Origin of the sequence: Streptomyces sp. JL2001 (assembly GCF_050917515.1) — a bacterium.
Lineage (GTDB): Bacteria > Actinomycetota > Actinomycetes > Streptomycetales > Streptomycetaceae > Streptomyces.
This window is the reverse complement of record NZ_CP169421.1, coordinates 7,056,914-7,075,170: the sequence shown is the minus strand read 5'-3', so window position 1 is coordinate 7,075,170 and position 18,257 is coordinate 7,056,914. Positions and strand designations below refer to the sequence as shown.

Sequence of the window (18,257 nt, the reverse complement as noted above, 5' to 3'; positions counted from 1 at the left end):
CGGCACCCGTTCCGCGCACACAATGAGCACGGAACGGAAGAAAGGGAAAAACGTGACTTCCCACCCGCCGTCCGGCCGCCCGTCGGTACCCCCCTCAGGCCCGCCCTCCGGCCCCCTCTCGGGGCCGAGCACCACTCCGGGTTCGGCCGGACCACCGCCTCCCTCCGGGCCGCCACGCGGCGGCTCGGGCGGCGGCGCGGGCGGATCCGGCGGCGGCTCGGGCGGAGGCCCGGGCGGAGGCGGATCCGGCGGCGGGCCGAGCGGCACCGGTGGCGGTCCGGCCGGCGGCGGCGCGGGCTCCGGCGGTGGCGGCCCCTGGTGGCGCTCCGTTCCCAAGGTCGCCTCGATCACGGCCGTACTGGTCGCGGCGATCGCCCTGATCGTGGTGCTGACCCGGCCGGACGGCAACGGCGGCGGCAGCGCCTCGGGGGGCGGCGCTGAGGTGTTCCTGCAGAACGCCGCCGCCACCGGCCCCGATCCGTTCACCCCGTCGACCGCCCGCGCGCCCGACGCCTCCCCGTCCGCCGTGCCGCTGCCCAGCCCCACCAAGTCGGCCGACGCCAACGCCACCCGCAGCGTCTCCGGCGCCGCGCCCGGCCTGTACGGCGGCACGCAGAACGTGGCGAGCTGCGACGTCGAACAACAGGTGCGCTTCCTGGCCGCCGAGCCCGCCAAGAACGCCGCCTTCGCGTCGGTCCTCGGCATCTCCGCCAACGAGGTCCCCGGCTATCTACGGTCCCTGACGCCGCTTCAGCTCCGCGTCGACACCCGCGTGACCAACCACGGCTACCGGAGCGGCGCGGCCACCACGTACCAGTCGGTGCTCCAGGCCGGCACGGCGGTCCTCGTCGACGACCGCGGCGTGCCCCGGGTGCGCTGCGCCTGCGGCAACCCGCTGACGCCGCCCGTCGCCCAGAAGTCCCCGAAGACCACCGGCGCCGCCTGGCCCGGCTACGACGCCTCCCAGGTCGTCGTCGTGGCGCCGTCCGTCACGGTCGTGAACGTCTTCGTCGTCTACGACCCCTCCGAGGGCGACTGGTTCGCCCGCGAGCCGGGCGACACGGGGAACAAGGACAAGCACACGACCGCGCCGACGGCACCCCCGTCGCCCTCGGTGTCGGATTCCGGCTCGACCTCCCCGGTACCGTGCTTCACGGGCGCGGAGCCCCCGAAGCCCCAGGGCAGGATCACCCCGACCCCGTGCCCGTCGGACTCCGCCTCGACCCCGTCGACGCCGCTGTCCCCCGTTTCGCCCGAGTCCCCCCTCGCGCCCGTCTCGCCGGCGTCGCCCGACTCACCGGACTCCCCGCCGCCTCCCGACTCCGGCTCCCCGCCCGCGCCGCAGTCCCTGCCGCAGACGGAGGGCTCGACCACGGACGGCACGACGGCCGACCAGTCGGCCCCGGGCGGCAGCCCGTTGTCCGGGGACCCGGCCCAGCCGGGTTCCCCCGGAGCCCCGGACGCCGGGGCCCCGGAATCCGGAGCGGTCGCGCCGGACCCTCAGCCGGTGCTCTGAGCCGGCTCGCGCCCACGCGGGACGACGGCGCCGCCCGGCCGCCGGGCGGCGCCGCCGTCCCGGTGGCGGCGCGTGGCCGTGGCCAGCCGACGGATCCAGGTCCCGACCGGCAGCGGCCGCGCCACCCGGAGTTCGGCCCGCCGCTGCCACAGCCTCTCGTCCCGATCGGTGAAGTGTCCCGTCATCGCCTGTCCCCTTCCCGGCCCCGCGCCCCACGGCCACCAGGCCACTGGACAGCAGTCTGTAGCCTTATTGGACTGAGGAGCAGGGCCAATAAGGAGCGATTGGCATGGCAGAGAGTCGAGTGGTCCGCACTGTGGTCTCCACGGCCGACCGGACGTTGACGGGCCGCCAGCTGGCCGCGCTGCTCACTCCCCCGCCCGACGGCCGGTTCGGCTATCGGGAGCTCGCCCGGGCCGTCCGCAGGGCACTGCTCGACGGCCGGGTCTCCCCGCGCATGCGACTGCCCGCCGAGCGGGAACTGGCCGGGGCGCTCGCGGTGAGCCGCACGACCGTCACCGGCGCCTACGACCTGCTGCGGGAGAGCGGGTACGCGCACAGCCGCCGGGGCGCGGGCACCTGGACGGCGCTGCCGGACGGTCAGGCACCGCTCGGACCGGCCGCGTTCGCCTCGGACGCCGAGTCCGTCGTGGACCTCGCCCTCGCCGCGCCCGAGGCGCCGGCCGACGAGCTGGCCGCGGCACTCGCCACGGCCTCGGCCGAACTGCCGCGCCTCGCCCGCGCCCAGGGCTACCACCCGTACGGTCTGCCGGAGCTGCGGTCGGCGATCGCCGACCGCTACACACGCCGGGGTCTGCCGACCCGGCCGGAGCAGATCCTGGTGACGACCGGCGCCCAGCAGGGCGTCTCGCTGGCGCTGGCCCTGCTCGGTGCGCCCGGCGACCGGGCCCTGGCCGAGAACCCCTCGTACCCCAACGCCCTGGACGCCATGCGCGGGCGGCGGCTGCGCCTCACTCCCGTCCCGGTCACCGGGTCGGGCTGGGACAGCGGGCTCCTCGACGCGGCGTTGCGGCAGACGGCGCCCCGGCTGGCCTACCTGATCCCGGACTTCCACAACCCGACCGGGCTGCTGATGCCCGACGAGCAGCGCCGGGAGGTGGCGCGCTCGGCGAGGGCGACCGGCACCTGGCTGGTGGTCGACGAGACGCTGACCGACATCGCCCTGGACGTGCCGGCGCCGCGGCCGTTCGGCGCGACGGCGGGGGCGGCGGCCGGCGAGCAGGTCATCGGGGTCGGCTCGCTGAGCAAGAGCTGCTGGGGCGGCCTGCGGGTCGGCTGGCTGCGCGCCGCCTCCCGGTGATCACGGAGCTGGCCCGGATCCGGATCACGGCGGACCTGTCGGGTTCGGTCCTCGACCAGCTGGTAGCGGTCGCGCTCATGGACCGTCTGGACACCCTCCTGCCGCGGCGGGCGGCGCAGCTGCGGGAGCGGCGGGCAGCCCTGGAGACGGCGCTGGCCCGCCACCTGCCGGACTGGGAGTGGACGCGGCCGGCGGGCGGCCTGTGCCTCTGGGTCGACCTCGGCCGGCCGGTCGCCTCCGGCCTCGCGGAGCGCGCCCTGCGGCACGGTGTACGGGTGGAGGGCGGAGGCCGGTTCGGCGTGGACCCGGGCACCCACGAGCACCGGTTGCGGCTTCCCTTCACCCTGCCGTCCGAGGTGTACGACACGGCGGCCGAGCGCCTGGCAGCGGCCCTGGAGGGCGCCCGGGCCCGGATGCCGGACCCCGGCCTGCCCGACTGGGTGGCCTGAGCGGGGCCGAGCTCGCGGCACGATCCTCGGCCGGGGGGGATTCGCGGCCGGGGGGATTCGCGGCCGGGTGCGGCGGGCCGCCGGGGCACGGTCCCCAGCCGGGGTGGCCCGCCGTCGGCGAGGTCGCCGGAAAACCGGGTGCCCCCGCCGGGCACCGTGTGTACGGTGCATCGAGTGGAACCTCTTACCGACCGCCAGATCCGCTCGTCGTTCGTCAACTGCACGAAGGGCGAGGCGAGCAGGCTCCGGCTTCCGCTCGACTTCGCCGCACTCCCCTGGGAGGACCTGGACTTCCTCGGCTGGGTCGACCCCGGCGCGCCCCTGCGGGCCCATCTGGTGCTCCCGCGCGAGGACGGCCCGCTCGGGATCAGCCTGCGGGTACCGGCCACCGGGCGCACCAGCGCGGTGAAGTCCAGCCTCTGCCAGATCTGCCTGACCGGGCACGCCTCGTCCGGCGTGACGCTGCTCGCGGCGCCGCTGGCCGGCTCCCGGGGCCGCGAGGGGAACACGGTCGGCACGTACATCTGCGCCGACCTGGCCTGCTCCCTCTACATCCGCGGCAAGCGGCAGCCCAGGCTGCGCGCGGGGCGCCAGGAGGAGTCCCTCACCGTCGAGGAGCGGATCGAGCGGACGATGACCCATCTGAACGCCTTCGTCGACAAGGTGGCGACGGGCTAGAAGTCCGCCCGTGGACCCGCCCGGACCTTGGCGGCCTCCGGGGTCGGGCGGGCCGGGCCCCCGGCGGGGATCGTCGGTCGGCCCGGACCGGATCGCGGGTCAGCGGAAGGCCGACTCGCCCGTCAGGGCCTTGCCGACGACGAGGGAGTGCACTTCGCTCGTGCCCTCGTAGGTGAGGACCGACTCCAGGTTGTTGGCGTGCCGCATCACCGGGTACTCCAGCGTGATGCCGTTGGCGCCGAGGATCGTGCGGCACTCCCGGGCGACGGCGATCGCCTCGCGGACGTTGTTGAGCTTGCCGACGCTGACCTGTTCGGGCGTGAGGCGGCCCGCGTCCTTGAGCCGGCCCAGGTGGAGCGCGAGCAGCATGCCCTTGCCCAGTTCCAGCGACATGTCGGCGAGCTTCTGCTGCGTGAGCTGGTAGGAGGCGAGGGACCGCTCGAAGACGACGCGGTCGCCGGCGTAGGCGATCGCGGTCTCCAGACAGTCGCGCGCCGCGCCGAGGGCGCCGAAGACGATGCCGAAGCGGGCCTCGTTGAGACAGCCGAGCGGTCCGGACAGGCCGCGCGCCTCGGGCAGCATCGCATCGGCCGGGAGGCGCACGCCCTCCAGGACGAGTTCGCTGGTCACGCTCGCCCGCAGGGACAGCTTCCGCTTGATCTCGGGGGCGCTGAAGCCGGGAGTGCCGGCCGGGACGAGGAAGCCGCGGACTCCTTCGTCCGTACGGGCCCACACGACGGCGACGTCGGCGACCGAACCGTTGGTGATCCACATCTTCGTGCCGTCGAGGACCCAGTCGGCGCCGTCGCGCCGGGCGTGGGTGCGCATGGCGCCCGGGTCGGAACCGGCGTCCGGTTCGGTCAGCCCGAAGCAGCCGATGTACTCACCCGCCGCCATGCCCGGCAGCCAGTGCCGCTTCTGGTCCTCGGAGCCGTACTTCCAGATCGCGTACATGGCGAGCGATCCCTGGACCGAGACCAGACTGCGCAGTCCGGAGTCGACCGCTTCCAGTTCCAGGCAGGCGAGGCCGTACGCGACGGCGTTCGTGCCCGCGCAGCCGTAGCCCTCCAGGTGCATGCCGAGCACGCCGACACCGCCGAGCTTCCGGGCCAGTTCGCGGGCCGGTACGGCGCCCTCCTCGAACCATCCGGCCACGTGCGGGCGCAGTTCGCGGTCCGCCATGGCCCGCACGGTGCGGCGGATCTCCCGCTCCTCGTCGGTCAGCAGGCCGTCGATGGCCAGCAGGTCGAAGGGGTGGACGGGCGAGGACTTCGGCACGCTCGTGGACTTCATCGCGGGACTCCCGGCGGTTGCGACTACTCGGCGGGCCGAGCCTAGCGGCAGATCGTATTTTGGATCCAGTATTGAATATCCGCCCACCGGTGCGTACGTTCGCCCCGGATCGGATCGCCGGCGGAGGAGAGCGGGATGCACGCAGACCAATCGAGGACGCGCGAGACCTCCGGAGGTCCGGACACCGCGAGGCCGGGAGAGCGGGAGACGGACCGCGCTCCGGACCGGGCGGAGGTCCCCGACGAGCACGGAGCGGCCGCCGGCTCAGGAGCGGACCCGGATCCGGGGGTGACCGGCGCGGCCGGGGCGGCGCCACGGCCCGGAGCCCTGGACGGAATCGTCGTCGCCGACTTCGGCCGGGTCCTCGCCGGGCCCTACATGACGATGCTCCTGGCCGACCTCGGCGCCGAGGTGATCAAGATCGAGCGGCCCGGCAGCGGGGACGACACCCGCGCCTGGGGCCCGCCCTTCGCCGACGGCGAGGCCACGTACTTCCTCGGGGTGAACCGCAACAAGCGCTCTCTCGCCCTCGACCTCACCGACCCGGCCGGCCTGGAGGCGGCCCGGGCCGTCGTCGCCCGGGCCGACGTATTGGTGGAGAACTTCCGTCCGGGGACCATGGAGAAGTTCGGGCTGGGCCACGAGGACCTGCGCGCCGCCCACCCCGGGCTGATCTACTGCTCGGTGACCGGCTTCGGCGCCGGCGAGGGGGCCCGGCTGCCCGGCTACGACCTCCTGGTCCAGGCGATGGGCGGCCTCATGAGCGTGACCGGCGAGCCGGGCGGTCCCGGCACCAAGACGGGCGTCGCGCTCGTCGACGTCATCACCGGGCTGCACGCCGGCCTCGGCATCCTGGCCGCGCTGCGCCACCGGGAACGCACCGGCGAGGGCCAGCGGGTGGAGGTCTCCCTGCTCACCTCGCTCCTGTCCGCTCTCAGCAACCAGTCCGCGGCCTATCTCGCCACCGGCGTGGTCCCCCGCGCCCTGGGCAACCGGCACCCGAGCATCGCTCCGTACGAGGTGTTCGAGGCCGCGGACCGGCCGCTCGCGCTCGCCGTGGGCAACGACCGGCAGTTCCGGACGCTGTGCGCACACCTCGGGCTCGCCGGACTCGCCGAGGACGCCCGCTTCGCCACCAACACGGCCCGGGTCGCCCATCGCGAGGAGCTCGCCGCGGCGCTGGCGGGCCAGCTCGCCGGGCGCACCGCCGACAGCTGGTTCGAGGAGCTGACACCGGCGGGAGTGCCGTGCGGGCCGATCAACGACCTGGCCGCCGCCTTCGCGTTCGCCGAGCGGCTCGGACTGGAACCCGCGGTCCCGGCCGAGGCCGCGGGTCCCGGGCAGGTCGCCCATCCGATCGCGCTGAGCGCCACGCCCCCCGTCTACGCCGCCGCTCCCCCGCGCCTGGGCCAGCACACCGCCGCGCTGCTCGGGGAGCTGGGGCTGCCCGCTCGCGCTCCGTAGGGAGGCCCCGTAGGAAGATGGACGCGACCGGCGGCGCGGGCGCGCGGCAGGCGACCGAGTGAGAGGCCACAGGGGATGAACAGCGCGGCAGGGAAGCGGCGGCCACCCACCGCCCAGCAGTTCGTCCTGGAGGAGCTGCGGCGCGCCATCACCAGCGGGGAACTGCGTCCTGGCGACCAGATCCGCCAGGACGCGCTCGCGGCCCGGCTCGACGTCAGCAGGGTGCCGCTGCGTGAGGCCCTGAAGTCCCTGGAGGCCGAGGGCCTGGTGGTGCACCACGTCCACCGCGGCTATTTCGTGGCCGAGTTGTCGCTGGCCGACCTGGAGGAGATCTACCGCATCCGGGAGCTCCTGGAGGGCGAGGCCGTCCGGAGTGCCGTGGCCCGCGCGGACGAGGGGCTGCTCGACGCCGTGGAGGAGATCCAGCGCGCGGTGGAGGAGGCCGCGGAGTCCGGGGACGTCACGGAGATGGCGGCGGCCAACCGCCGGTTCCACTTCGCGCTGATCGAGGCGTCCGGCATGCCCCGGCTGATCCGGCTCGTGGCGACGCTCTGGGACTCGACCGACGCCTACCGGTCGCTGTACTACGCCGAGGCCGGTCACCGCGACCTGGCGGTGCGCGAACACCGGGCGGTCATCGCCGCCTTGCGGGACGGCGACGCGGACACCGCCGTCCGCCGGCTCGACGAGCACCGGACCCACGCGGTGGCGGCGCTGCGGGAGGTACTGGACCTGAGGTGAGCCGGCCCCCGGCCGGCCGGCGACCGAGGCGGCCGCCCCGCGCCGGCGTAAATCCGGATGCCGGGCCGGGCACCTGCTGCATAGCCTCATGGCCATGGATCACGAGAGACCGGCCCTGGGGCTGTGGAACGTCGTCGACGTCGAGGCGACCTGCTGGGACGGCCCGCAACCGCCCGGCGCGGTGAACGAGATCATCGAGATCGGGCTCAGTGTCGTCGACCTCGACGCGGGCGTGCGGGTCGCGCGCCACCGCGTCCTGGTCAGGCCGGCCCGGTCGACGGTCAGTCCGTTCTGCACGGAACTGACCGGGCTCACGCAGGCCGAGGTGGACACCGGCCTGGACTTCGCGGCCGCCTGCCGGCTGCTGGCCGCCGAACACGCCACCGGGTCGCTCCCCTGGGCCAGTTGGGGCGACTACGACCGGAACCAGTTCACCCGCCAGTGCCGGGCGACCGGCACCGAGTACCCCTTCGGGCGTCACCACACCAACGCCAAGGCCGTGTTCACCGAGGCGTACGGGCTCGGCCGGCGCCCCGGGATGGCCCAGGCCCTGCGGATCGCCGGTCTGCCGCTGGAGGGCAGGCACCACAGCGGCGAGGACGACGCCTGGAACATCGCGGCCCTGGTCCTGCGGATCCACGAACGCGGCGCCTGGCCGGCCGTGACCCCGTAGCGGTTGCCTTGCCGGGCTCCCGGCGTCCCCCGATCCGGCCGGCTCGACGAGACACCCTCTGGCGGCGCGCCGCCGACGGCGCCTCACGGAGCGCTCGTCCGGTGCGCTGCGGGGGTCGGGTGGCGGCCCGCCGTCGGCGACGGAAGCGGCCTCTGCGAGCTGGTTGATGGTACGTCAGCAGCCTTGTGCACAGCGTCGGTTGACGGCGTGCGGCATCGAGGCAGGGCCGGCGCTCCGCGCCCGCGACGGGCGCCGGCCGCGGCGTATGCGGAGGAAACCGTCACAGCCATTGACAGGTTCATCGCCCCCTCCCCATTCTGAGAGCGCTCTCAGAGCGCTCCCGGACGGGGGTGCTCCGGCGAGCCGCATTCATCCCCGCACGGATCCCCCACCCCCGAGGAGCCCCCATGCCCTCCCCCCACCGGCGCAGGCTCAAGGTGTTCGTCCCGCTGTCGCTCGCCGCGGTCACCGGCATCACGCTCACCGTCGCCGGCCCGTCCGCGGACGTCCAGGCCGGCACCGTCCGCGCCGACGCCGCGGCGGCGGCCGCCGTTCCCGCGACCATCCCGCTCACCTTCACCAACAACTCCGGGCGCACCGACCAGGTCTACGTCTACAACCTCGGCACCGAGCTCTCGACCGGCCGCCAGGGCTGGGCCGACGCGAACGGCGCCTTCCACCCCTGGCCCGCCGGCGGCTCCGTCCCGTCCCCGGCGCCTGACGCCTCCATCGCCGGACCGGCCCGGGGCCAGTCCATGACGATCCGGCTGCCGAAGTTCTCCGGCCGGATCTACTTCAGCTACGGACAGAAGCTCGTCTTCAAGGTCGCGACCGGCGGCCTCGTGCAGCCCGCGGTCCAGAACCCGAGCGACCCGAACCGCAACATCCTCTTCAACTGGTCCGAGTACACGCTCAACGACGCCGGTCTGTGGCTCAACAGCACCCAGGTCGACATGTTCTCGGTGCCCTACGCCGTCGGCGTCAAGCGCCCCGACGGCAGCGTGGCCAGCACCGGACGGCTCAAGCCCGGCGGCTACCGGGGCTTCTTCGACGCCCTGCGCGGCCAGCCGGGCGGCTGGGCCGGCCTCGTCCAGACCCGGTCCGACGGCACGGTGCTGCGCGCCCTCGCACCCGGCCACGGCATCGAGGCCGGAGCGCTGCCCTCGGGCGTGATGAACGACTACATCAACCGGGTGTGGAGCAAGTACGCCGGCTCGACGCTGACCGTGACCCCGTTCGCCAACCAGCCGGCGGTGAAGTACTACGGCCGGGTGTCGGGCAACGTCATGAACTTCACCAACAGCTCGGGCGCGGTCGTGACCTCCTTCCAGAAGCCCGACTCGGACAGCGTCTTCGGTTGTTACAAGCTGCTCGACGCGCCGAACGACCAGGTCCGCGGCCCCATCTCGCGCACGCTGTGCGCGGGCTTCAACCGCTCGACCCTGCTCACCAACCCCCAGCAGCCGGACACCTCGTCGGCCGGCTTCTACCAGGACGCCGTGACGAACCACTACTCCCGCAAGATCCACGCCCAGATGGCGGACGGCAAGGCGTACGGCTTCGCCTTCGACGACGTGGGCGCGCACGAGTCCCTGGTGCACGACGGCAGCCCCCAGCAGGCGTACGTCACGCTCGACCCGCTCGACTAGGTCCTGTCCGGGCGATCTTCGAGGACCGGCCCGCGGCGTCGGATGTGGTGCATCGCAAGGCGGAGGATCGCCCTCGTACTGGGCGTACTCGGGCGACTCCGACAACGCCGCGAGGTGCCGCAGCCGTCGTCGCGGGCCCGAGAAGATCGCCCGGACAGGACCTAGGGGGGTGTCCTGCCGATCAGGCCGGATCAGTGAGCGGTGTCCTCGGGCTTCGGATCCAAGGCGGAGGAGAGAGGCATGGCGGAGCCATGCCGACCGACGACAACGCCGGAGACGGAGTCGCAGGACACCGCGAGCCCGGCAAGATCGGCGAGACGCCCCCTAGGTCCTGTCCGGGCCTCGTCGCCCTGATCCGGCGTGGCGCCCGGACACCCCCCTGGGGCGTGTCCGGGCTCCGTGTGGGGGATCATGGACAAAGGAGACGAGAAGGGACGTGACCGGGCATGAGGAACCGCAGTGTGGCCGATCTGATGACCCCCACCGCGGTGGCCGTGCAGCCGGGCACGTCGTTCAAGGAGATCGCGCGGTTGCTCGACGAGTACGGGATCACCGCCGTCCCGGTCATCGACGCGGACGACCGGCCCGTCGGTGTGGTCTCTGAGGCGGACCTGCTGCGCCGGCACACGACCAAGGACGGTCCCAGCACGGCCGAGGCGATGATGACCAGCCCGGTCGTGGTGGCCCGGCCGTCGTGGACGGCGATCGAGGCGGCCCGGCTCATGGAGCGGCACCGGGTCAAGCGGCTGCCGGTGGTGGACGCCGGCGGCCGGCTCATCGGGGTGCTGAGCCGCAGTGACCTGCTCCAGCTGTTCCTGCGGCGCGACCGGGCGATCCAGGAGGAGATCCTGGAGGACGTGGTCACCCGCATCCTCGGCCTCTCACCCGCGTCGATCCACATCGACGTCGACGAGGGCCGGGTCACGCTGAGCGGCACGCTGGAACGCCGGAGCGTGGCCCCGGTCTTCGTGCGGCTCTGCGAGAGCGTGGACGGGGTCGTGGAGGTCGTGGACCGCCTGACCTACGAGGACGAGGACCGCGGCCCCGGACGCGACCAGGGCCTGGCCGCCGGCGACGACACGGCCGTGGACCCGCCCGGACCCGCCCCCGAAGCGGCGGAGGACGGCGCCGGGCACGGGCCGCTCGCGGGGTCCGGCCCGGCGCGCGCCTGACCGGAGCGGGCCCGGCGCCCGGCTCAGGGCCCGCCCGTACCACCGCAGGAACGGGCCGCCCGGACAGCCCTTAGGAGACCGCCTCGGGCCAGCCGTATCCGGGCCCGGTGTGCTGGGGCACCGTTCCGGCGCCGACCGCCTCCATGTCGCGGTCGGCCTCCCGGATCAGCTTTCCGGCCAGATCCTTCATGGCCCGGCCGGCGGCGAGCTCGTCGCCGATCGCCGGGACGTCCACGTCCGAGGGGTTGCAGCGGGCACTGCCGCGGCCGGTGAGGCGGGCCGTCCCGGTGTCCAGACGGGCCTCGGCCTTCGTCCTGCCGTCCTCCTCGGTCAGTTCCAGGCCGACCGTCCACTCGAGGTGCCGTGTCATGGTCTGCCTCCTCGCGCTCGGGCCACGCGGAACCGCCGCACAGCCCTTCTCCTTCAAGAATCCCTCCATGCGGGCTCCGGCGCTCGGCGACGGCCGGTGCCGCTCCGAGGACAGGACCTATGGCGCGGTGAAGAGGAGGGGGAAGCGCGGGCCGAGCCAGGGCTTGCGTCCCCAGCTGAGCGCCCGGCCGCCGGTGATGGCGCGCCAGGGGTCGCAACGGCCGAGGGCGAGCAGCAGGAAGGCGACCGGCTCGGTGAGGATGGTGCAGTCCGGGCGTTCCGCGGGCCCGGCCGTGGTCTGCACGACGTCGTCGGCGACGGTGACACCGAAGCGGGCACCGCCCCACAGGCGGACGGTGAAGCGGGCGCTGAGTCCCTCGACGGCGGCGGGGTCGACGACCCGGGGCATGGCCGTGATCATGAACGGCAGCGTCAGTTCGACCCGGGCGCGGTCGATCATGTGCGGTCGGCGCAGCGCCTGCGCGAGGTCGTAGCCGTGGCCGAGCATGTGGGTGAGCAGGTACGAGCCGAAGACCGCCGGGCCCATGGGGCCGAGGGGCGTGTCCAGGACGTCGTCCGGCGCGCGCTCGTCGATCGCCCGGAGGAAGGCGGCCGCCTGGTCCGTGATCATCTCCGCGAGCGGGCCGGCACCCCGCTCGGGGAAGGCGTCGAGGGCCCGCGCGTTCGCCGCGGCCAGGCCCGGCGGGGTGCCGTCGCCGTAGGGCCGGGGACGGCCCGCGGCGATGTCGGCCATCAGTTCGTTGGCCTGGGCGAGGTGTGCGGCGGCCTCGCCGACGGTCCACTCGGACCGCGGCACGGGCACCCCCGTGTCCACGGCGGCGCGCAGCACGGCGGCGATGTCCTCGGCAGTGCCGCGTATCGCCTCGCCCAGCCCGGCGGGCAGCACGCCCTGCCCCTGCGCGGTCGGCTCCGTCTCCATGGCCTCCCCCCTTCACCCGGTCACACGCCCCGGCAGGAGCCCCGAACGGGGTGCCTGCGCTGACGGCGCCCTGATCCTAGGCAGACGGATGAACCTTGACGAGGGATCGTGCGTCTCAGAGGTCGACGGGCACATCGGGGACTCGCCCCGGAGGCTCGCCGACGGGCCTTCGGCCGGCGGCTTCGAGGCCTGGCGGAGCCGCGCCGGGAAGACGGCTCGGACACGCCCCGGGACATGGCCGTCACGGGGCGCCGGCGCGCCAGGCGGTGCGCTCTCTCGGAAGGACAGGGGAAGCATGGCAGGACCCGATCCGATCTCGCGTCGGCTCCGGCGGCTCTTCGCCGTACTGGACGGCGACGGGGACGGCAGTGTCACGTGGGCCGACCACCGCGGCATCGTGGACCGGTACGCGGCCGGGTACGGCCTGGCGTCGGACGACGCCCGGATCCGGGCCCTGGAGCGGGCGTACTGGGAGCTGTGGCTCGGGCTGCTGGCCCGGGCGGAGCCCGGGCGCGACCGGCTGTCGGAGGACGAGTTCGTCGCGGCGCACCGCTCGGCCGACTACGAGACGGACGGGCCGAACGTCCTGGAGCGGCTCGCCCGGGCGATCTTCCGCATCCTGGACACCGACGGCGACCAGCGGGTCGGCGCCGACGAGTTCGCGGCGTACCTCACCGTCTGGGGCGTCTCCTGCGACGCCGGTCCGGTCGCCTTCCGCCGACTGGACCTGGACCGCGACACGTTCATCTCCCAGCGGGAGATAGCCCGCTCACTGCGCGCGTTCCACATCAACAACGACGACCTCGACACCCCGGGGGGCCTGTTCCTCGGCGTCCGCTGAGGCCGCGGCCCCTCCACCGGCGGCCGTGCGCGCGTCCCCGGTCCGCAGCACGCCGAATGGCGGGGCCGGGGCGGCGGGCTTTAGCTGGTTCCACTGCATCCGGGCACTCCCGGGACACGTTGGGACACGCGTATGAGCCAAGCCGACGGGACGGGGAACGGTCCGCTTCCTCCCTCCGAGCGCACGGAACTGACCGAGTTGCGCGACCGCCTCGCGGCTCTGGAGCAGACGCGTGCGGCGCCCGCCCGCAAACACCACCTGCGTTCGGCCCTCTCGGCCGTCCTCATCGTGCTGGCGGTCATCCTGGCCCCGCTGAGCGTCGTCGCCGTGTGGACCAACGACATCGTGGGCGACACGGACCGCTACGTCGCCACGGTGGCGCCCCTCGCCTCCGACCCCGACGTACAGGCGGGCATCACGAACCGTGTCACCAACGTGGTCATGGAGCACGTGGACGTCCCCCTCCTCCTCGACCAGGTGGCCCCGGAGGACCGGCCACGGCTCGAAGCGGCGCTGAAGAAGCTCGAAGGGCCGCTGACGGACGCGCTGCGCGGGCTGGTCGAGACCATCACGTCGAAGTTCGTGACGAGCGACGCCTTCGCCACGGTGTGGACCGACGTGAACCGGCGCGCCCACGCGGCGGTCGACAAGGCCCTGACCGGCAGCGGTGACGGCGCGGTGAAGCTGGAGGGGGACAAGGTCACCATCGACCTCGCCCCCGTCGTGGAGCAGGTCAAGCAGCGGCTCGTCGACAGCGGCCTGACGGTGGCTTCGAAGATCCCCGAGGTGCACACCGACTTCACGGTCATGACGTCCGATCAGGTCGGCAAGGTGAAGACCGGTGCCCGGCTGCTGGACGTCATGGGTGTCTGGCTGCCCGTCATCGCCGTCCTGCTCGCGGCCGGCGGCGTCTGGCTCGCCGTCCGGCGCAGGCGCGCGCTCGTCGTCACCGCGCTCGCCATGGCGGTGGCGGTGGGCATCCTCGGCATCGGGCTGACGGTGTTCCGCACGTTCTACCTGGACGCGCTGCCCGCCTCGGTCAACCCCGCGGCCGCCGGCTCCGTCTACGACGCGCTGATCCGCTTCCTCCGGGCCGGTGTCCGCACCGTCGTCACGCTGGGCGTGATCGTCGCCCTCGGTGCCTGGCTGAGCGGGCCGGGACGGCGGGCCGTCCGGGCGCGGGAGATGTGGCGGTCGGGCATCGGGGCGGTACGCGGTGCGGCCGGCCTGTCGACCGGCCCCGTGGGCGGCTGGGTCCACCGCCACAAGAACTGGCTGAACTGGGGCGTCGTGGTGCTCGCCGCCGTCGTGTTCGTCCTCTGGGACCACCCGACGGGGATGGTCACCTTCTGGCTGGCCCTCGGCGCGCTCGGGCTCCTCGCGGTCGTCGAGTTCCTCGACGACGCGGACGAGGTCCGGCCCTCCGAGCGGGAACCGGCGGCCCGTCCGACGGCCTGACGGGCCTCCCCCGCCCAGCGGAACGCTCGCGAAACGCCTCGCGGCCCCCGCCCGCACCGCTCAGGAGGCCTGGCTCCGGGGTCCGGGCGTCCACAGCCGCGGATGGCGTTCCGCTCCCAGCTCCTCGACCCATTCCAGCCGGTCGGCGACCAGGGGGCGGCGAGCCTCGGGGCAGGCGTCGAGCAGCCGGGTCAGCAGGCCGCGCATCCTCAGCAGGGTCATCGGGGCGCCCGTGGACGCCGCGACGATCACGTCGTCCACGGCGGTCCGCACGTACCGCTCCCAGTCCGGGACGGGCACGATCAGGCGGACGCCGCCCTGCGGATCCGTGACGTGCCCGATCGCCAGGTCGCGGTCGGCGAGCCGGATCAGCAGCTCCTCCACGTGGTCGAGGGTCTGCACGGCCGTCGCGGGGTCGTTGACGGCCGCCGAGAGCGCCCGAAGCGCGATGTCGGCGAGCAGCCGGAACGGCAGCTCCGGGTCCTGGCCGAGGGTGCGCTCCACGCCGGTGAGGAGCGCGCGGCGCACCGCCGCCTCGGGGAGGTCACGGCCCCGGATCTCGCCCACGGGCCGCCCGCGGCCCAGGGTGTCGCCGATCCCGGCGTACAGGACGACGACGGCGTCCGCCCGGCGCGCGGCCTCGACCAGCCGCGGCACGTCGATCTGCTGGAGCACCGCGCCCGGTCCGGTCCACCACAGGGGCGCGGCTTCCCCCTGCCGCTCGCCGGTCTCCACGGCGGTTCCGGTCGTTTCGGCCCCTCCGGTCGCGTACGGCCTCGTGTACAGCACGTCCATCACGTGATGGGCGTGCTCCGCGATCGCCGCGAGCGACGGCGCGAGCTGGATCGAGGTGAAGGCCCGCGCCTGGAGCGTGCGCATGAACCAGAGCGCCAGCAGGGAAAGGAGCACCGCGGCGGCGGGGAGGACGACCGAGACGTCCTCCTGGCCGATGGCGGCGAGCCCCGTGGTGACGCAGAAGACGAAGACCCCGACCGCGAAGGCGAACGTCCGCCAGACGATCGGATCGTCCCGGAAGAGACCGAGGCGCGGGGTGAAGGTGCTGGCCGAGAACTGCACGACGAGGAAGAGCACCGAGTAGATGATGCTGACCAGACTGATGACGCCGAAGCCGAAGGTGAACAGCATGCTCCCCACGCCGTCCGCCGCCACCTGCGGCCCGGCCTCCACCTGGGCCACGAGGAGCCCCAGACCGAAGCCGACCAGGGCGCACACCAACTGCGAGAGGTCTCTGCGCATCGCGCGGCGCGGCGGGTGGAACAGGCCGTGCGACCGCCGCGCACCGGGATAGTCGACCACCGCGGGCCCCTCTTCTCGCGCGCAGGACGGAGCCGCGAGCCCATCACACCGAGGGAGCGGCGGGGAGCATTGAGCGTCCGAAACGGGCACGGATCAGCCGTTCGGAGTCCACTCGGGCCTCAGGTTCCGCCGCGGGTCCCGGCACGGGCACCGCGCCGCTCCCTGGACGCCGGAGCGGCGCGGTGCCCGTGGTGCCGCCGGGCCGGCGGCGTTCAGGGGGTCACGTCACGGGACCCAGTGGTTGCCGGATGCCGTGATCATGACCTGGAGCTGGATGCTCGCCGAGAAGTAGCTGCTCGTGTCGATCGGGGTGCCCAGCATCTTGTTCCACAGGGCGTCCAGCCACGCCTGGCTGCCCGGGTCCGTCATCGCCGCCACGGCGAAGGGGGCGAAGTAGGCGGCCTCGCTGCCCGCCGAGATCTGCGTGCCGTTGAGCTTGTAGCCGATGGCGATCTTGTTCGGGTCACCGCCCGTCTTCGTCTTGATCCAGCTGTTGAGCTTGCGGGCCGCCGCGAGCGACTTGGTGTCCCCGCTGGTCACGGCGTCGTCGCCGATGCGCCACGGGGTGCGGCAGGCGTTCCACCAGTAGGAGCCGTCGTTCGGGTCCTCCAGGACCTGCCCGGGCGCGGGCTTGGGCGTGGTGTTCGTGGTGACCACGAAGTCGGGCAGCAGTCCGGTGCTCGGCGCGTACGTGGACTGGAGGTTGGCGATCTGGCTCTGGTGGGCGTTGCGGATGCCGTCCCAGGCGCTGTCGCCCGTGGCCGAGCGGAAGGCGCGGAAGTGGTCCACCATCCAGTCGGAGGTCCGGGTGATGTAGTAGTACTGGTCGCCGGGGCTGCTCCAGTCGCCGAGCTTCAGCAACTGCGTCGTGGGGTTGACCTCGTCCTTCTTGATCGCGTTGATGTGCTTGATCGCGAGGTCCTTGTAGTTGTACGTGCCCGCGCTGCCCCACTGCTTGTCGGCGAGCAGCAGCCCGTACGCCACGTCCATGTCGCCGTCGGTGGCGCCGTCCCCGCCGTTGACGCTGCGGCAGTTGACGTCCTGTTCGGCCGCCAGCAGGTTCGGGTTGACCGAGGACGGGTGGTCGAGCTTCCACTTGACCAGTCCGTCGAAGATCTTCTTGGCGTCCGGGTCGGCGCCGGCCATCGTCGCGGCGATGACCATGCCGTAGCCCTGCGCCTCGGCGACGTACGGGTGGTCGGCGTCGGGCGAGATGATCTGGTACCAGCCGTTGCCGCAGTTCTGGCGGACGAAGGCGGACTTCCAGTTGTTGTAGTAGGCGACGACCTTCTGGTCGAGGGTCGCCTGCGTGCCGGACGGCTTGAGCGTGCCGGCGGCGTAGGGCCTGAGGTGACTGCCGAAGGGCACCGCCGGCCCCGAACCGCCGCCGGGCGTGGTGACGTTGAGCGCGGCGCTCGCGGCCGAGGCGTTCCCGGCCGCGTCGCGTGCCTTGACGGTGTAGCTGTACGCGGTCGAGGCGGTGAGTCCGGTGTCGGTGTACGCCGTCCCGGTGGTGGAGCCGACGAGGGCGGCGCCGCGGTAGACGTCGTAGCCGGTCACGCCCACGTTGTCGGTGGCGGCGTTCCAGGCCAGCGAGGCGCTGGTCGACGTCGTCGCCGTGGTGCGCAGGTTCCCCGGCGCGCTCGGCGCGGCGGTGTCGCCGCCGCCCGAGGCGGGCGCGCCGTAGACCTCGAACTCCCAGAGGGAGTACCCGTACGGGGTGCCGCGGCCTGTCCCGTACATGCGGACGTAGCGCCCGGTGCCGGAGACGGCGAGGTCGTCGACCGCCCCGTCGCCCGAGCCGGTGGAGTAGAGGTCGGTCCAGGTGGCGCCGTCCGACGAGGACTGGATGCGGTACGCCTTGCCGTACGCGGCCTCCCAGTTGAGTTTCACGCGCGAGAGGGTGTGGGGGGATCCGAGGTCGATCCGCACCCACTGCGGGTCGACCCCTTCGGCGCTGGCCCACCGGGTGGTGGTGTCGGCGTCGACCGCGAGGCCCGCCGCGAAGCCGCTTCCCTCGACGGACGACGCTGTCGCCGGCTTCCCGGCGGAGACGAGGGAGTCGGCCGCGGCTGCCTGGGGCAGGCCGAGGAGCGGCAGCGCCAGTAGTCCCGACAGCACGAGAAGAGTGGTGCCTCTTCGGCTCATGACAGTGGTGGTTCCTTTCGTGACGGACTTCCAGGGACCGGGCTCTGAGCCATGGCTAATAGTTAGGAAATATTCCTAACCATTGCGCCGGAGGGTAGAGAGAGGGCCGGGGTCTGCGCAAGACCCCCGCCATGAACGGATTTCTGCCCCGTGTTCAACTACCTGTCCACGGGCCGCCGTCGACCGGGTCCCGACGACGTCCGGGGCTTCGACTCCGGCGTCGCCGAG

17 protein-coding genes are annotated in these 18,257 nt (G+C 73.5%); 11 read left to right on the top strand and 6 right to left on the bottom strand.

All coding sequences use genetic code 11. The features are described from left to right. Positions 1–52 precede the first annotated feature (52 nt). Positions 53–1,516, top strand: a complete 1,464-nt coding sequence (locus ACE1OA_RS31610) for a DUF6777 domain-containing protein (protein ID WP_432753761.1) — start codon at positions 53–55, stop codon at positions 1,514–1,516. On the opposite strand, the gene ACE1OA_RS31605 is transcribed toward ACE1OA_RS31610, so the two are convergent. Continuing rightward, positions 1,501–1,701, bottom strand: coding sequence for a hypothetical protein (locus ACE1OA_RS31605; RefSeq protein WP_432753760.1), 201 nt, complete (start codon positions 1,699–1,701; stop codon positions 1,501–1,503). The genes ACE1OA_RS31610 and ACE1OA_RS31605 overlap by 16 nt on opposite strands. 104 nt (positions 1,702–1,805) lie before the next feature. Between ACE1OA_RS31605 and ACE1OA_RS31600 the strand changes: the two genes are divergently transcribed. From ACE1OA_RS31600 to ACE1OA_RS31590, 3 genes are all read left to right on the top strand, one after another. Beyond that, positions 1,806–2,837: a PLP-dependent aminotransferase family protein gene (locus ACE1OA_RS31600; protein WP_432753759.1), complete on the top strand. Its 1,032-nt coding sequence runs from the start codon at positions 1,806–1,808 to the stop codon at positions 2,835–2,837. After that, positions 2,834–3,286 carry a hypothetical protein gene (locus ACE1OA_RS31595; RefSeq protein WP_432753758.1) on the top strand — a complete coding sequence of 151 codons (453 nt, stop codon included), beginning with the start codon at positions 2,834–2,836 and terminating at the stop codon, positions 3,284–3,286. The genes ACE1OA_RS31600 and ACE1OA_RS31595 overlap by 4 nt, the downstream gene beginning before the upstream one ends. Before the next feature lie 174 nt (positions 3,287–3,460). Continuing rightward, positions 3,461–3,964: an FBP domain-containing protein gene (locus ACE1OA_RS31590; protein ID WP_356609296.1), complete on the top strand. Its 504-nt coding sequence runs from the start codon at positions 3,461–3,463 to the stop codon at positions 3,962–3,964. A gap of 99 nt (positions 3,965–4,063) precedes the next feature. On the opposite strand, the gene ACE1OA_RS31585 is transcribed toward ACE1OA_RS31590, so the two are convergent. Further along, positions 4,064–5,257: an acyl-CoA dehydrogenase family protein gene (locus tag ACE1OA_RS31585; protein WP_356609294.1), complete on the bottom strand. Its 1,194-nt coding sequence runs from the start codon at positions 5,255–5,257 to the stop codon at positions 4,064–4,066. A 135-nt stretch (positions 5,258–5,392) separates the two neighbouring features. Between ACE1OA_RS31585 and ACE1OA_RS31580 the strand changes: the two genes are divergently transcribed. The 5 genes from ACE1OA_RS31580 to ACE1OA_RS31560 all read left to right on the top strand — a co-directional run bounded on the left by ACE1OA_RS31580 (position 5,393) and on the right by ACE1OA_RS31560 (position 10,956). Beyond that, positions 5,393–6,721: a CaiB/BaiF CoA transferase family protein gene (locus tag ACE1OA_RS31580; RefSeq protein WP_432753757.1), complete on the top strand. Its 1,329-nt coding sequence runs from the start codon at positions 5,393–5,395 to the stop codon at positions 6,719–6,721. Between the two features lie 75 nt (positions 6,722–6,796). Continuing rightward, positions 6,797–7,462, top strand: coding sequence for a GntR family transcriptional regulator (locus tag ACE1OA_RS31575; protein WP_356609290.1), 666 nt, complete (start codon positions 6,797–6,799; stop codon positions 7,460–7,462). A 94-nt stretch (positions 7,463–7,556) separates the two neighbouring features. After that, positions 7,557–8,135 carry a 3'-5' exonuclease gene (locus tag ACE1OA_RS31570; protein ID WP_356609288.1) on the top strand — a complete coding sequence of 193 codons (579 nt, stop codon included), beginning with the start codon at positions 7,557–7,559 and terminating at the stop codon, positions 8,133–8,135. Between the two features lie 407 nt (positions 8,136–8,542). Beyond that, positions 8,543–9,784: a glycoside hydrolase family 64 protein gene (locus tag ACE1OA_RS31565; protein ID WP_356609286.1), complete on the top strand. Its 1,242-nt coding sequence runs from the start codon at positions 8,543–8,545 to the stop codon at positions 9,782–9,784. A gap of 446 nt (positions 9,785–10,230) precedes the next feature. Continuing rightward, the gene (locus ACE1OA_RS31560; protein ID WP_432753756.1) at positions 10,231–10,956 is read left to right on the top strand and encodes a CBS domain-containing protein; all 726 of its coding nucleotides are present in this window, start codon (positions 10,231–10,233) and stop codon (positions 10,954–10,956) included. Positions 10,957–11,026: 70 nt separating this feature from the next. On the opposite strand, the gene ACE1OA_RS31555 is transcribed toward ACE1OA_RS31560, so the two are convergent. Together ACE1OA_RS31555 and ACE1OA_RS31550 are read right to left on the bottom strand one after the other, a co-directional pair. Continuing rightward, positions 11,027–11,326, bottom strand: a complete 300-nt coding sequence (locus ACE1OA_RS31555; RefSeq protein ID WP_432753755.1) for a DUF1876 domain-containing protein — start codon at positions 11,324–11,326, stop codon at positions 11,027–11,029. Positions 11,327–11,443: 117 nt separating this feature from the next. Continuing rightward, entirely contained in the window at positions 11,444–12,265 is an 822-nt protein-coding gene (locus tag ACE1OA_RS31550) for a maleylpyruvate isomerase family mycothiol-dependent enzyme (RefSeq protein ID WP_356609280.1), read from the bottom strand. A 295-nt stretch (positions 12,266–12,560) separates the two neighbouring features. On the opposite strand from ACE1OA_RS31550, the gene ACE1OA_RS31545 reads away from it, so the two are divergent. After that, entirely contained in the window at positions 12,561–13,106 is a 546-nt protein-coding gene (locus tag ACE1OA_RS31545; protein ID WP_432753754.1) for an EF-hand domain-containing protein, read from the top strand. 132 nt (positions 13,107–13,238) lie between these two features. Further along, positions 13,239–14,564: a hypothetical protein gene (locus ACE1OA_RS31540; RefSeq protein WP_432753753.1), complete on the top strand. Its 1,326-nt coding sequence runs from the start codon at positions 13,239–13,241 to the stop codon at positions 14,562–14,564. Between the two features lie 60 nt (positions 14,565–14,624). Here ACE1OA_RS31540 and ACE1OA_RS31535 read toward each other — a convergent pair whose 3' ends face one another. Together ACE1OA_RS31535 and ACE1OA_RS31530 are read right to left on the bottom strand one after the other, a co-directional pair. Then, entirely contained in the window at positions 14,625–15,881 is a 1,257-nt protein-coding gene (locus ACE1OA_RS31535) for a DUF2254 family protein (protein ID WP_432753752.1), read from the bottom strand. Between the two features lie 225 nt (positions 15,882–16,106). Further along, positions 16,107–18,029 carry a glycosyl hydrolase family 8 gene (locus ACE1OA_RS31530; protein WP_386546341.1) on the bottom strand — a complete coding sequence of 641 codons (1,923 nt, stop codon included), beginning with the start codon at positions 18,027–18,029 and terminating at the stop codon, positions 16,107–16,109. Positions 18,030–18,257: the final 228 nt, after the last annotated feature.

Bases quoted from the DNA above. Each gene is read 5' to 3' on its own strand.
- ACE1OA_RS31605 (WP_432753760.1), bottom strand. From the start codon at position 1,701: ATGACGGGACACTTCACCGATCGGGACGAGAGGCTGTGGCAGCGGCGG.
- ACE1OA_RS31600 (WP_432753759.1), top strand. From the start codon at position 1,806: ATGGCAGAGAGTCGAGTGGTCCGCACTGTGGTCTCCACGGCCGACCGG.
- ACE1OA_RS31585 (WP_356609294.1), bottom strand. From the start codon at position 5,257: ATGAAGTCCACGAGCGTGCCGAAGTCCTCGCCCGTCCACCCCTTCGAC.
- ACE1OA_RS31580 (WP_432753757.1), top strand. From the start codon at position 5,393: ATGCACGCAGACCAATCGAGGACGCGCGAGACCTCCGGAGGTCCGGAC.
- ACE1OA_RS31575 (WP_356609290.1), top strand. From the start codon at position 6,797: ATGAACAGCGCGGCAGGGAAGCGGCGGCCACCCACCGCCCAGCAGTTC.
- ACE1OA_RS31570 (WP_356609288.1), top strand. From the start codon at position 7,557: ATGGATCACGAGAGACCGGCCCTGGGGCTGTGGAACGTCGTCGACGTC.
- ACE1OA_RS31565 (WP_356609286.1), top strand. From the start codon at position 8,543: ATGCCCTCCCCCCACCGGCGCAGGCTCAAGGTGTTCGTCCCGCTGTCG.
- ACE1OA_RS31560 (WP_432753756.1), top strand. From the start codon at position 10,231: ATGAGGAACCGCAGTGTGGCCGATCTGATGACCCCCACCGCGGTGGCC.
- ACE1OA_RS31555 (WP_432753755.1), bottom strand. From the start codon at position 11,326: ATGACACGGCACCTCGAGTGGACGGTCGGCCTGGAACTGACCGAGGAG.
- ACE1OA_RS31550 (WP_356609280.1), bottom strand. From the start codon at position 12,265: ATGGAGACGGAGCCGACCGCGCAGGGGCAGGGCGTGCTGCCCGCCGGG.
- ACE1OA_RS31545 (WP_432753754.1), top strand. From the start codon at position 12,561: ATGGCAGGACCCGATCCGATCTCGCGTCGGCTCCGGCGGCTCTTCGCC.
- ACE1OA_RS31540 (WP_432753753.1), top strand. From the start codon at position 13,239: ATGAGCCAAGCCGACGGGACGGGGAACGGTCCGCTTCCTCCCTCCGAG.
- ACE1OA_RS31530 (WP_386546341.1), bottom strand. From the start codon at position 18,029: ATGAGCCGAAGAGGCACCACTCTTCTCGTGCTGTCGGGACTACTGGCG.